We start from the raw sequence: 13,054 nt of genomic DNA, 5'->3' as shown, positions 1-13,054 counted from the left end.
CCCCAACCGCGGATAAGGGTATTATTGGTTGGCCATTTTTTAACATTAATAAATAACCAAGGACATGGAAAAATTAAAAATTGAAGAATTGGAAAACATCTTCGGAGGTGTTTCCAGAGAAGAGTATTGCGAAAGCCTTCGCCAAATTATGGAAAGCAAGAAAGGGAAAATGAAAGAAAATGAACTGGCAGGTTGGACTGTTGGTTACAACACTCACTGTGTAAATCACTAAACTATTATGGGTGGATATTTGCAAAAAGTATCCACCTGTAAAACGCTTCAATACGTTTAGTCTTTTTTATTTGGAAGTACATAATTATCTTTAATTCATATATGAAATACATTTGGACCATTTTTTTTGTATTAATATCATCTGTTGTAACTGCACAGAAGAAACTTGACGCTGCCAATCTGGAGTGTCAGTATCAATATATATATGTAGAGGATACTCTGAAAAAAATAATGGGAGAGGACGACAGACTCGTGCTGCTGGTAGGATCAAAGCTGTCAAAATGTTATAGTTATTATAGCCTTCAGATTGATTCTTTACAAGAAAATCCCAAACACCGTGAAATTTTTGATGCAAGATTTAAAGAATTTTTAAAAACAGGTGTACTGCCACCACATAAGCGTATGAAGGCATACATCTATAAAAATCTTCCTGAAGGGAAAATGACCGTTACTGACGGAATGCTCTTACAGGATTATATCTACACCGACTCGCTGAATAATATTGACTGGACGATCAGCGATTCCACCAAAACGATACTGAACTACACCGTGCAGATGGCTACGTGCGACTATCGGGGACACCACTGGACGGCGTGGTTTGCCCCTGACGTGCCCGTCAGCGACGGACCTTGGAAACTGCACGGACTGCCAGGACTCATAATGGAGGCATACGACACAAAGGCTTATCATCACTTCACACTCGTGGGAATACGAAAGGTAAAGGATATGCCCATCGTGATGAGCAAAACCTATGTAGGCACCAAGAAGTATGAAAAGGTAAGCAGACAGAAATTCATCAAGATGGAAAGACAGTATTATGAAGATACGACCGGAATAATCAGGCTCGAAACGGGCATTGACCTTGCCCCCAATTCCTCCCCAAAGATATTGACTTTCCAACCTCTGGAAACGGAATAAGAACACCATTTTAGCAGATAAATATAACCAAATATCTATGAAACAGATTTTAATGCTATTACTCCTATGTGCATGCTGCAATGTCTCAGCACAGAAGAAACTTGATAATGCCAATTTGGAGTGTCAGTATCAATATATATATGTAAAGGATAGTCTGAAGAAAATAATGGGAGAGGACGACAGACTCATACTGCTGGTAGGACCGAAACTGTCAAAATGTGCCAGTTACCATAGCATTCAGGTTGATTCTTTACAAGAGAATCCTAAGCGTCGCGAAATTTTTGATGCAGAATTTAAAGAACTCCTAAGGACAGGCGTACAGCCACGGCATAAGCGTATGAAAGCCTATGTCTATAAAAATCTTCCTGAAGGGAAAATGACTGTTACTGACGGTTTGACGATGCAGGACTATATCTACACCGACTCGCTGAACAATATTGACTGGACGATCAGCGACTCCACCAAAACTATACTGAACTATACCGTGCAGATGGCCACGTGCAACTATCGCGGACATTACTGGACGGCGTGGTTCGCTCCCGACGTGCCCGTCAGCGACGGACCTTGGAAACTGCACGGACTGCCGGGAATCATTATGGAGGCATACGATACAAAGGCCTATCATCACTTCACGCTCGTGGGAATACGAAAGGTAAAGGATATGCCCATCGTGATGAGCAAGGCGTATGTAGGCACTAAGAAATTTGAAAAGACAAACCGCAAAAGTTTTCTCAAGATGCAAAGGCAGTATCTTGAAAATATGACAGGAATGATTAAACTCGAAACGGGTATAGACCTCGACCCAAATTCCTCTCGCAAGGTTTTGACCTTTCAACCTCTGGAAACGGAATGATTCCACCATAATAATAAAAGATAACAGGAACACACAATATGAAAGCACTTTTACGATACATCACATTTGCACTATTGAGTATGATTGCGTTGCATTCACACGCACAAACAATGCTCACAGGAACTGTGCGTTTACAGAAAACAGGGCAACCATTGGCAGGGGTTATGGTAAAGTTGAAGCAAAAGGATAATAATCGTATCTTGAAGTTCGCACAGACACAGGCAGACGGCAGCTACAAAATACAGGTATCCTCGCCCCTGAAAGGCTACGAACTGCAATTCTCCCTGATGGGATATGCCACGGAAACAGTCTCTCTTTCGGAAGGACAGACACAATACGACAAGACGATGACGGAGAAGCCCACCGAACTGAAAGAAGTCATAGTAAAAGCCCCGAGCATCCGTCAGCGTGGCGACACGCTGACCTACAACGTGGCAAGTTTTGCCGATGGCAATGACAAGTCGCTGGCAGACGTACTGAAGAAGATGCCGGGCATAGAAGTGTCTGAAAGTGGAGAGATAAAACACAACGGCAAGACTCTCAACAAATTCTATATCGAAGGCCGCGATATGCTCGGAGGCCGCTACAATCTCGCCACGACCAATATTCATCAGACAGACGTGGCATCGGTGGAAGTTTTGCAGAACCATCAGCCTGTCAAAGCCCTTGACGACATTTCATTTTCGGAAAGTCCGGCTATCAACATCAAACTCAAAGAGGCTGCCAAGAGCCGGCTCGTGGGAACTGTAAAGGCAGGGGGCGGATTCCGTCCGAACGTATGGGAAGGCGAAACAACGCTGATGCGGTTCTCCAAGAAGGCACAACTGCTGAACACACTGAAGAGCAACAACATAGGAACAGACGTTACAAAAGACAACACGGTGCTGATAGATGATATCGGGAGTGGTTTCCTGAGCCACAACTATTCATTAAAAAACTATATCGATGCGACACCCGACAGACTGATGGAAATCAGTGAGAATCGTGTGCGCAGGAATCAGACGCATACTGTCTCGATGAACAATCTCTGGGGAGTGGGAAAGAACACCGACCTTTCCACGCAACTGATTTATTCCCGCGACAGACTGGTGTCGGCCTCGCATTCGCAGACTTCATACTTCCTCAACGACAGTATCATTGCCACGGACGACAGCCAAGCGGCCAAGACCAAGCAAAACAAACTTTCAGCAAGCATCGTGCTGACCACGAACAGCAACAAACTTTATCTTTCCAATACCCTCTCTACCGACTTGCAATGGAATGATACCCATATAAATATGAAAGGAACTTATCCTAATGTTCAGACTGCCAATCAGCCCGCGTACAAGGTTCACGACAAGTTCGAGTTGCTAAGGAGAAACGGCAGGCATACCTTTACATTCAATTCCTATAATGCGTATCTGTCCAGTCCTCACACCTTACAGGTGGAACGCCCTGACGGAACGCAGCATCAGAGCGTGCGCTCCAATGCCTTTTTCAGCAACAATACCACTTCGCTGGGATATTACCTCAAACCCTTTATGGTGTCGATGAAGTTGGGACTGGTTGCATTGAGCCGCAGTATGAAGAGCAGACTTGAGGGTGTTCCTGATTCATTGGGTGTGATGGAAAACAGTATAGGTATGACTTATCTCCGTGCCTATGTCTCACCTGAAGCCGAATTCAGCAGTGGAGGATGGGAAATAAAACTGGCTTTGCCGGTAAACTATACGCCCTACTTCTTCAAGGACAGGCTTTCCCAGACTTCCGACAATCATCACCGGATAATGGTTTCGCCCAACATCTATGTGCAGTATCAGTTCTCCTCCAAAATAAAAATGTCGCTTTCGGGAAGTTTCGCCCAGAACGACCTCAATGAGCAGAACTTCTATAATGGTCTGATACTCGGCGATTATCGGAATCTGAACACGGGATTCGTGAACTATGACAATGAGCACCGCAAGTCGCTCTCATTGTCTTTCTATTACAAGCAGCCCTTGAACACGCTCTTTGCCAATGCCTACATAACGCGTTCGTGGAACGAGAATGCGCTGACCAAATCCCGAAGATTTGCAGGCGATTACATTCTCAACTCCTATCTCGCACGGAAAAACCATTCAAACAGTTGGATGGCAGGTGCGAGAGTGAGCAAAGGTATTGACCTTCTCCGGGGTATGGCAAGCCTTTCCACCGACTATATGGGCATCAACGGCGCATTGGTGCAGAACGCCGGACTGTCCCATTATCAATCCTATCTCTGGAATATCACGGCAAAATTCAACATCCACCCCTTTGAATGGCTCGGCATCAACTATGAGCTGACTTCCACCAACGAGGCAATGAAACTGAAAGATGCAAACGTGAAATCCTCATCCAACAGCCTTTCTCAGCGTATTGTCTGCAATTTCAACATCACAAAAGCGTGGATGCTCAAACTCTCTGGGGAACATTACAGCAATCAGTTGTCCGATGATACCCGAAGAAAACTCTTCCTTGCCGATATTTCCACAGCTTACACCTTTGCAAACGGTGTAGAACTGAGCCTTAACGTGCGCAATCTCTTCAACCAAAAAACCTATTCCTACACCCATTACACAGACCTTATGCAAATGAGACAGGAATACGAACTGCGACCAAGAAACATCTGGGCATCTGTGTTCTTTCATTTCTAAATTCAAGTATGAGAAAGTTTCCTCTGACAAAACAGCATGATGCTATGCAATGTGGAATTGCGTGTCTGCAAATGATATGCAAACACCACGGCAAGAAATACTCCACCGTCTTTCTATCATCATTGTGCCCTGAGAGTAAAGAAGGGGTTTCACTTGCGGCAATCAGTAAATCAGCAACTAAAATAGGACTAAATAATAAATGTGGATTAGCAGAAGTTGAAGAATTAAATCGTGAAAACGTCCCCTGTATTCTTCATTGGAACCAAAACCATTTCGTAGTACTCTATAAGGTAAAGAAGGGAAAGACGTTCTACATCGCCGACCCTGGAAAGGGACTCGTGAAATACGATTTTGAGGAATTCAAGAAGCACTGGATAAGCACGAAAAACAATGGAGAAGAAAAAGGCATAGCAATGTTTCTCGAACCCACACCGGAGTTCTATACTAACAACATTGCCGAAGATGACACAAGAGATGGGCGTTCATTCAAGTTCCTGTTCAGATACATAAGGAAGTACCACAAGTATTTCGGGCAAATAGTTTTGGGACTGCTTGTAGGAAGTCTGTTGCAACTCATACTGCCCTTCTATGGGGCACAGAACGAAGCGTATAAAATGAGTTGAGGACAAAAACGGCTTATTGCTTTATGTTTCAAAGAGTTATGCGTATAGATAGAATATGCGCCTGTAAAACGAAACGTTTACATTGGTTTAATTTCGGTTTACATCTGGGGCTTGTTGAGGCTCATAGGATTTACGAGAGGTTTACATTGGTTTACAGAAGGCTTACATAGACCAATGAGGGAAATAGTGAGGGCAGGGAATCTGCTCTTTTTTATTGGTGTTTTATAAAAAATAAAGTGCTATTTTATTCCATATAATCATTATTTACGCCAGTTCGGGATAATAAATCTTAAAAAAGTTCCAGTTGTCTTTTATCTTCCAAATATACTGACAGCCCATCCGGTTTATTTTCAAAGAAACAATACGCCGCCAATGCCGAGCATAAGTTCATGATGAAATTATGTATCGACCTGTGTCTTGAATGTACAAGGTTTGCCTTGTTTTTCAATAACTCATTTATACACTCTATTATATATCTCTTTCGTAGCATGATTTTATCATACACAGGCATAAGTTTGTTTTTCATCTTTGCTTTCAGTCCGTGTACAAGATGTATTCCCTGCTCAAAGAGTCCCTCAAAGAGTTCCCGCTTGATATATCCCCTGTCTGCGAATACTTTTCCATAGAGCACTTTTGTGAAAACAGACCATACCCTTTGATCTCTGTCGGCCACGTTGGCAGGTGTAAGACAGAATGTTATGATCTCTCCTGTGTCATTGCAAAGCAGATGCAGTTTGAAGCCATGGCACCATCCCATTGTACCCTTTCCGCTCTTGGCAAAGCCCTCAAAAAACCTATTGAAATATCTTCTTACATTATGGCATACAGGTATCATAGTACTATCGACAAAGCTGATTCCCGTGCATTTGCCAAAGGCGTAAAGTTTCATAAAAGTAAGCATTGTAAAGAACTCCCGAGGCATAAGTTCCACAAAGCGATTGTAGGATACTGCGGTGGGAAAACATTGGGCAAGATGAACTTTCACAAAGAACAGATAATAATGTTTGAAGTTTCGGAAAGTCCCAAAATGGCAGCATAGCAAAATGGTCATAATCTCACTTTCACACATACGCCCCTTACGGTGTCTGACATGCTTGTAGCCTTCGTCTGTGGGAGCTATTTGAAGGTTTTTATTCAATTCTGCGCCTAAACTCTTGCAAAACTCATCAATAACACAGAAAATTTCTATAACTTTGTCTTCGGTAATCATCGCTTATATTGTTTGTAATTAATTGATGTTCAACTGTAAAGTTACAAAAAATAAGCGAGATTACCAACATTTTCAACAACTTTCTTATCCCGAACTGGCGTAAGGTTTCTTCTTGACTTCCATTTCTCCTGCGGTAATACTGCGATATACCGTTGCTCCATCCTCGTCTCTTTCATTGTCAAGTTCGGTTTCATCGGCATACTTTTCAAGGAAAAGCCTGTACATCATTTGTGCCTGCTCCTTGCTGTTGCATACCACCATGCCGCCCAAAGTGTTGTCTTCGTTTTTGATACGAAACTGCTGCAAGTCATTTATCACATAGTCAAGGAGTGGCTGGACGTATGTTCTGTGTGCATATACATCGCTTTCCTTAACGCTATGAGCCTTTACGCGAATGCTGTTCAAAGCCTCCTGCAACCTGATTTTGTAATTGGAGCCAATATCTTCTCGTATCAGGCGACGTGTGTATCCGTCTGCGATGGAAGCATTGTAAAAATAAGTGTGTATATAATCTCCGAAAATGTTCTTCGTGTTGTATTCCTTGCTGATAATGGGCGTACCCGTCAAAGCTATTTTCACAGCATTGCTGTCGCTGGAAATAAGATTTTTCAAGAAACAGCCATCTGGACTGTAATTTCGGTGTGCTTCATCAATAAAGTAGATGCGCTGCACAGGTACATTATAGGCGTTCTTTGGCAAAGCCTTTGAGTCATTGGAAAACTTCTGTATGTTCACAACGGTTATCTCAGGCTTGCCCTCTCTGTTCTGTGTGGTCAGTCCACTGCTGATAATCTTTGCAAAATCATCTTTTGTCTGCACCGAATTGACTTTCAATCCTCTATACGAGAACTCTCTTTGGGCTTGTATCATCAAATCCAAACGGTCAACAATGAAAAAGAATTGGGGAACAATCCCTTTCGAGGAATAATAGTCCGTCAGATACTTTACGTTGTAAAAAGACAAGGCTGTCTTGCCGCTTCCTTGCGTGTGCCAAATAATGCCCTTTGTCTTTCCAGCCTCCAAATGGCGTTCAATGGCTTTGGTCGCAAACAGTTGCGGATAGCGCATGATATGCTTTTGGAGTCCATTTGTGTAATCCACATAGGCAATGCCGTATTTCAACAGAAAGTGGAAACGATTGAAAGAGAACAGACTGTCGCACATACGCTTGGTTGGGGTATTGGCAAGGCAATTTGTTTTGTACTCACTGCTGTTCTTGTATTGAGGCACATTGCTATCACGCAACAGGATTTCCTCCTCTTGCAGGGTCACTTGCCGAATATGCCGTTCTATGGGGAAACTATCCTGTCCTTCCTCACGGAAACAGTTGTATTTGGTGTTTTTCTTACCGATTGTGGCATAAAAAGCACCGATAGTTGGAGTTACCTCGTTGTTGTCGTATTCCATATCGTTGCTGAATACCATAATTTGGGTAAGGTTAAGAAAACGCCTGTATTTGGGATTTACGAAGCGTTGTTTCATACGGTCGGTTTCCGCCAGTATTCCTTTGTGATTGTTTTCTTTCTTTACTTCGATAAAAGCCAAAGGTAACCCATTAACAAAAAGCGTAATGTCTGGGCGATAGTTGTCATTATCCTTATCGCCACATGTCATTTCAGTAGTTACTTGGAAAGTATTGTTCTTGTAGAAATTTGCAGGTGAGGACAAATCTATGATTCTCTCGCCTGTATTAAGCAGGATTTCATTATAGAATTGTCGTCCCAAATCGTCATTCATTAGTGAAGACTGTATCTTTGCAAGTAGCTTTCCTGCCGCTTCGTTTTCTACATTTGGATTGAGCTTATTATAGGCTTCCGTGAAATAGTCTGTCAGAATATTCGTGAGAGGGTCAAACTCCGTCTTAGGAGCTATGACATACTTTGTTTTCAGGCCTTTAAGAGAAACATACTTGAATCCCATGCCCATAAGGTGCATAAGAGTTGGAAATTTTACTCTGCTGTCTTCGCAGAAAGCTGACTTTGATATTTTTTCTTCCATGCCTGCTTACTTATTATCGACAATTAAGTCCTTGATATTCACGGATAGATATTCTGCTATTTTATTCAGCAAGTCCAAGGAGGGCTGTTTGCGATTGCTACAATACGCATTGATTGTGCTGAAACTTTTACCTAAGTCCTTTGCCAATTGCGTCTGGGAAACTTCTTTTTCCACAAGCACGAGTTTTATTCTGTTCAGTCTCATCTTCCAAGCCTTTGATTAACAATTATCAAGTGCAAAGATAACAATTCAATTTCACTAAATCGCTTATTCTGTGCTATATTTGTGGTATTGTGCTGTCTTTTTATCTGTTCGAAGTTGTGAGAAAGTAAAAACACAGTGCAACAAGTATTTTTTCTCCAATTCCTACTGCTTTTCATAAAAGAATCATTATCTTTGCAACATAGAACAATGTGGTCTTTGAGGTATTGCAGAATAAAGAAAGGGAAAGAAACTCGCTCGTTTCCAACTCGTAACCCTTTTATCCTTTATTCTTCCTTATCCTATTGGTTATCTGGAAAATACATATTTCTTGATTTTTTTTCCGGGCATAGTCTGTGGCGATAAGCATCTTTGCCTTTTCCTCGCTCTCGCTGAGCGGCGCACGTCCCAAGAGTGTGGCATTACCCGTCTTGGCGAACTCCATCAGCTTGCCGATGAACTCCTCCTGCTCCGGCGTTGGCGGTATGTTGTGCAGTATCTCGTTTTTCTCGGGGCGATCGATACCGATGTCCTTTGCCGTGCGGAAATCGCAAATCTCCACATAGCCCGAAATACTCGCTCCATGCTCGCCAATTTTCCGCACGACATAGCCCAGCCGCTTTTGTGTTTCTTCTGAAACATATACGGCTTTGCGATGGCTAATATGAAGTGGTTGGAGGTATTTGCCCTGAAAGTCGGCTAAACGCTTTCTGACCTTGGATTTTCCCACTCGCTGATGAGTTGCTTCCACAGAGGCTGATTTGTCCATTGAAGACAAATCCGTCTCTTGATATGATGTTTGGGAAATCTCCTCGTGGCTCTCACTCTCTTCTGTTTCCTCCACTTGAATGGGCTCGAACTTTTTCTTCTCTTCTTCATAATCATCGGGTTGGTCATAAAAAGGATGGTCTTCGGGCTTGCGGAGTTTAACGCCATAATTTCCCATATCCTTGATGGCTTGCTCTAAAATGGCTCTTCTCTTTTCATCTATGCTCGGCATGGCTTCTTGGGTGTTGGGTAATAGTGTCTTTCAAGCATGGCTTGAATGTCGCTTTGCTTATAGAGTACCTTGCCCCCGATTTTGCAGTATGCAATCGTGCCATTGTCCCGATTCTCCTGAAGTGTACGTGTGCTCAACCGTAATAGGCTGCAAACCTCCTCGCCTGTAAGGTAAACTTCTCCACCCAACATTGGGCGAGCAGTAGCACAATATCGCTCATTAATTTACCATCAATTTATTAAGTTCAATAAATCGTGCAAGGGTATTCCTGTCCACTTTGCAAATTTTTGATATTTTCCGTTTGGAGATTCCACTTTTCAACAATTCCGATATAAGCACTTCCTTACCGAATAATTTGTATTTTTCGGGTGAACTCCTCCGCCCTTTGGGGCGACCGAGCACGATTCCTTCTGCCTTTTTTCGTGCTAATGCCTCTTTCGTGCGTTGACTGATCAGATTGCGTTCAATTTCAGCAGACAGGCCAAAAGCAAAGGCAAGGACTTTGCTCTGAATGTCATCGCCCAGACGGTAGTTGTCCTTGATTGTCCAGACACGACACTCCTTGGTCATACATATATTGAGAATTTCCATTATCATAAATAAGTTACGCCCAAGTCGGGACAATTCGCTGCAAATGATAATATCATCTTTGCCCACTTTTTTTAGTAATTTACCTAGCTGACGTTTGCTATAATTTTTAGTTCCACTGATGGTTTCTTCGATCCAGTCGTCTATTGACAGCCGTTCTTTCTCACAAAAGTTTGTGATTTCGAAGCGTTGATTTTCTACTGTTTGTTTGTCGCTACTCACTCTAATGTAACCGTATATCATATTTGTATTGTTTATAAAAGTTAAGGTAATACATATATGAACGGGGAATCTTCTCCTGAAATTAAAAGATTATATTTTTTCCGAGATATTCACTAAATTATTTTTTGTATCTTTGTATTTTTTAAATAATCAAGGCATTCTGCCCTGATATATAAACAGAGGATGGGTTATCCCTGCAATTAAAGATATCGGAAATCCGATACTGTTATATAATTAAGGTGGAAGGAAAATTGAAAAGATGATGAGAAAAATATTGAATACCTGTTCAGCATTGTTTATGGTGGCGAATGTTGTTGTGGCGTTGTGGTTCTATTTCGGAACGAAAATCTCTTTCGTTCCCTTGCATTGGAATTCTATCGGCGAAATGGAGAGATATAGCCATACTTGGCTGGTGTTGCTTTTGTCAGGGATTTCCCTTTTCGTCTATGCGTTGATGGTCTATTGTCAAAGGAATGCAATTATCAATATGCCGTTCCGAATTGTGAATATTTCTGCAACCCGTTCATTAATTAAGAATCTGATAGCTTGGGTAACGTTTTTTATAACGCTTGCTTTCTTGTATGTCGTAGCCGCAGATTCCCAGATATTGCCATTATATAATATGATAATTTACATCCTCTTGATGATTATCTTAATTATTTGCGCTTATTATACAAAGAAAATTTACGAAGCAAGACGTTCATAACAGTTTTTCTCTATATTTATAGCTTGGTTCAGTCGGGTCTGCCTCTCTGCATTCTGCTTTGTCCTGAACTTGATAAAACCTCCAAATAGTCGGTTTTCCGCTTCAGAATGTCGTGTTTTGGGGAAAAATGAAACTTTTTATAAAAAAATATTTGGAAAAGTTTGGAGTGTACCGAAAATGCCTTACCTTTGCACTCGCTTTTCCGATAACACAATAACTTTGTTTTAAACGATGAGCCGGGCGAAACTCGGAAAAGAGTTTGCGCCGATTAAGAAAGAGTTCTTTGAATAGATTTACATAATACAGAGTAGTAGTACAAGAAGCGTCCGCTTTTTTAGCGGACGGGTATAAGAAACGAACCTTATCAATTCCGGTGTGTGTGCCCTGTGGTCTTGTGGTTCTGTGTCCTTGCGAAATTTCATATTTCCCATCACACATTTCCCATTTCCCATTACACATCACACCGAACATATCGAACAGGTACTTTTGGACTTGATACTTTCATTATAGGATAGGCATTCTGGAACAGAGACAGCTCGGCGCATCCTTCCGTTGTTTTCACTTCGGTAGGATTCCGCCGGTACACATATTTTTACAGTGGAGAGTTTGATCCTGGCTCAGGATGAACGCTAGCTACAGGCTTAACACATGCAAGTCGAGGGGAAACGGCGTTGGGTGCTTGCATCCTTCGGACGTCGACCGGCGCACGGGTGAAGTAACGCGTATCCAACCTGCCCCGGCCTGCGGGATAACCCGTCGAAAGACGGACTAATACCGCATGGGGTTCCCTGAGGGCATCTGACGGGAACTAAAGATTGATCGGACCGGGATGGGGATGCGTCTGATTAGCTCGTTGGCGGGGTAACGGCCCACCAAGGCAACGATCAGTAGGGTTCTGAGAGGAAGGTCCCCCACATAGGAACTGAGACACGGTCCTAACTCCTACGGGAGGCAGCAGTGAGGAATATTGGTCAATGGGCGGGAGCCTGAACCAGCCAAAGTAGCGTGCAGGAAGACGGCCCTATGGGTTGTAAACTGCTTTTATGCGGGGATAAAGTGGGCCACGCGTGGCTTATTGCAGGTACCGCATGAATAAGACCGGCTAATTCCGTGCCAGCAGCCGCGGTAATACGGAAGGTCCGGGCGTTATCCGGATTTATTGGGTTTAAAGGGGAGTGTAGGCGGCCTGTCAAGCGTGTTGTGAAATGCGGATGCTCAACATCCGCACTGCAGCGCGAACTGGCTGGCTTGAGTGCACGCAACGTAGGCGGAATTCATGGTGTAGCGGTGAAATGCTTAGATATCATGAGGAACTCCGATCGCGAAGGCAGCTTACGGGAGTGCGACTGACGCTAAAGCTCGAAGGTGCGGGTATCGAACAGGATTAGATACCCTGGTAGTCCGCACGGTAAACGATGGATGCCCGCTGTCGGTGTTTGCTCCGGCGGCCAAGCGAAAGCGTTAAGCATCCCACCTGGGGAGTACGCCGGCAACGGTGAAACTCAAAGAATTGACGGGGGCCCGCACAAGCGGAGGAACATGTGGTTTAATTCGATGATACGCGAGGAACCTTACCCGGGCTTGAATTGCAGATGAAGGATCCAGAGATGGTGACGCCCCTCGGGGCATCTGTGAAGGTGCTGCATGGTTGTCGTCAGCTCGTGCCGTGAGGTGTCGGCTTAAGTGCCATAACGAGCGCAACCCCTCTCCCAGTTGCCATCGGGTTATGCCGGGCACTCTGGGGACATGCCGCCGCAAGGTGCGAGGAAGGTTGGGATGACGTCAAATCAGCACGGCCTTACGTCCGGGCTACACACGTGTTACAATGGCCGGTACAGAAAGTCGGTGGCGCG

11 protein-coding genes, 1 rRNA gene and 1 pseudogene are annotated in these 13,054 nt (G+C 43.5%); 7 read left to right on the top strand and 6 right to left on the bottom strand.

What is annotated here, in order from left to right; genetic code table 11:
* Positions 1-64: 64 nt before the first annotated feature.
* The 5 genes from P150_RS17295 (at position 65) to P150_RS0100045 (ending at position 5,276) form a co-directional block, all read left to right on the top strand.
* Positions 65-232 (top strand): hypothetical protein, encoded by a 168-nt coding sequence (locus P150_RS17295; protein WP_155952880.1) that lies wholly within the window; start codon positions 65-67, stop codon positions 230-232.
* Positions 233-333: 101 nt separating this feature from the next.
* Entirely contained in the window at positions 334-1,149 is an 816-nt protein-coding gene (locus P150_RS0100060) for a GLPGLI family protein (protein ID WP_028895933.1), read from the top strand.
* Between the two features lie 37 nt (positions 1,150-1,186).
* The gene (locus tag P150_RS15550) at positions 1,187-2,002 is read left to right on the top strand and encodes a GLPGLI family protein (protein ID WP_081819246.1); all 816 of its coding nucleotides are present in this window, start codon (positions 1,187-1,189) and stop codon (positions 2,000-2,002) included.
* A gap of 38 nt (positions 2,003-2,040) precedes the next feature.
* Positions 2,041-4,653, top strand: a complete 2,613-nt coding sequence (locus P150_RS0100050; protein ID WP_081819245.1) for a carboxypeptidase-like regulatory domain-containing protein — start codon at positions 2,041-2,043, stop codon at positions 4,651-4,653.
* Between the two features lie 8 nt (positions 4,654-4,661).
* Positions 4,662-5,276, top strand: a complete 615-nt coding sequence (locus P150_RS0100045) for a cysteine peptidase family C39 domain-containing protein (protein WP_028895931.1) — start codon at positions 4,662-4,664, stop codon at positions 5,274-5,276.
* 289 nt (positions 5,277-5,565) lie between these two features.
* Here P150_RS0100045 and P150_RS0100040 read toward each other — a convergent pair whose 3' ends face one another.
* The 6 genes and pseudogenes from P150_RS0100040 to P150_RS0100015 form a co-directional block, all read right to left on the bottom strand.
* Positions 5,566-6,486: an IS982 family transposase gene (locus P150_RS0100040; RefSeq protein WP_028895930.1), complete on the bottom strand. Its 921-nt coding sequence runs from the start codon at positions 6,484-6,486 to the stop codon at positions 5,566-5,568.
* Between the two features lie 84 nt (positions 6,487-6,570).
* On the bottom strand, positions 6,571-8,484 hold the full coding sequence (locus P150_RS15545) for a DEAD/DEAH box helicase family protein (protein WP_231477549.1): 1,914 nt from the start codon (positions 8,482-8,484) through the stop codon (positions 6,571-6,573).
* Between the two features lie 6 nt (positions 8,485-8,490).
* Complete coding sequence (locus tag P150_RS0100030; RefSeq protein ID WP_028895929.1) at positions 8,491-8,688, bottom strand: helix-turn-helix transcriptional regulator; 198 nt, start codon at positions 8,686-8,688, stop codon at positions 8,491-8,493.
* Positions 8,689-8,965: 277 nt separating this feature from the next.
* A complete protein-coding gene (locus P150_RS18165) occupies positions 8,966-9,631 on the bottom strand; it encodes a DUF3408 domain-containing protein (RefSeq protein ID WP_369793301.1) in 666 nt (221 codons plus the stop codon).
* Positions 9,632-9,672: 41 nt separating this feature from the next.
* Positions 9,673-9,903 (bottom strand): annotated as a pseudogene (locus tag P150_RS15535) (helix-turn-helix domain-containing protein); the annotation flags it as partial.
* A 1-nt stretch (position 9,904) separates the two neighbouring features.
* Positions 9,905-10,516 carry a master DNA invertase Mpi family serine-type recombinase gene (locus P150_RS0100015; protein WP_028895928.1) on the bottom strand — a complete coding sequence of 204 codons (612 nt, stop codon included), beginning with the start codon at positions 10,514-10,516 and terminating at the stop codon, positions 9,905-9,907.
* Between the two features lie 238 nt (positions 10,517-10,754).
* On the opposite strand from P150_RS0100015, the gene P150_RS0100010 reads away from it, so the two are divergent.
* Both P150_RS0100010 and P150_RS0100005 read left to right on the top strand, forming a co-directional pair.
* Positions 10,755-11,201: a hypothetical protein gene (locus P150_RS0100010; RefSeq protein WP_155952879.1), complete on the top strand. Its 447-nt coding sequence runs from the start codon at positions 10,755-10,757 to the stop codon at positions 11,199-11,201.
* Between the two features lie 594 nt (positions 11,202-11,795).
* Positions 11,796-13,054, top strand: a 16S ribosomal RNA gene (locus P150_RS0100005); the annotation flags it as partial.

It is taken from the genome of Prevotella sp. HUN102 (genome assembly GCF_000688375.1).
In the GTDB taxonomy this organism is placed as follows: domain Bacteria; phylum Bacteroidota; class Bacteroidia; order Bacteroidales; family Bacteroidaceae; genus Prevotella.
This window is presented reverse-complemented; position numbering and strand designations above follow the sequence as displayed.

What these genes read in the sequence shown, in the direction of transcription:
- P150_RS0100050 (WP_081819245.1), top strand. Translation starts at nt 2,041, where the DNA reads ATGAAAGCACTTTTACGATACATCACATTTGCACTATTGAGTATGATT.
- P150_RS17295 (WP_155952880.1), top strand. Translation starts at nt 65, where the DNA reads ATGGAAAAATTAAAAATTGAAGAATTGGAAAACATCTTCGGAGGTGTT.
- P150_RS0100015 (WP_028895928.1), bottom strand. Translation starts at nt 10,516, where the DNA reads ATGATATACGGTTACATTAGAGTGAGTAGCGACAAACAAACAGTAGAA.
- P150_RS0100010 (WP_155952879.1), top strand. Translation starts at nt 10,755, where the DNA reads ATGATGAGAAAAATATTGAATACCTGTTCAGCATTGTTTATGGTGGCG.
- P150_RS0100060 (WP_028895933.1), top strand. Translation starts at nt 334, where the DNA reads ATGAAATACATTTGGACCATTTTTTTTGTATTAATATCATCTGTTGTA.
- P150_RS0100045 (WP_028895931.1), top strand. Translation starts at nt 4,662, where the DNA reads ATGAGAAAGTTTCCTCTGACAAAACAGCATGATGCTATGCAATGTGGA.
- P150_RS0100030 (WP_028895929.1), bottom strand. Translation starts at nt 8,688, where the DNA reads ATGAGACTGAACAGAATAAAACTCGTGCTTGTGGAAAAAGAAGTTTCC.
- P150_RS15545 (WP_231477549.1), bottom strand. Translation starts at nt 8,484, where the DNA reads ATGGAAGAAAAAATATCAAAGTCAGCTTTCTGCGAAGACAGCAGAGTA.
- P150_RS0100040 (WP_028895930.1), bottom strand. Translation starts at nt 6,486, where the DNA reads ATGATTACCGAAGACAAAGTTATAGAAATTTTCTGTGTTATTGATGAG.
- P150_RS15550 (WP_081819246.1), top strand. Translation starts at nt 1,187, where the DNA reads ATGAAACAGATTTTAATGCTATTACTCCTATGTGCATGCTGCAATGTC.
- P150_RS18165 (WP_369793301.1), bottom strand. Translation starts at nt 9,631, where the DNA reads ATGGGAAATTATGGCGTTAAACTCCGCAAGCCCGAAGACCATCCTTTT.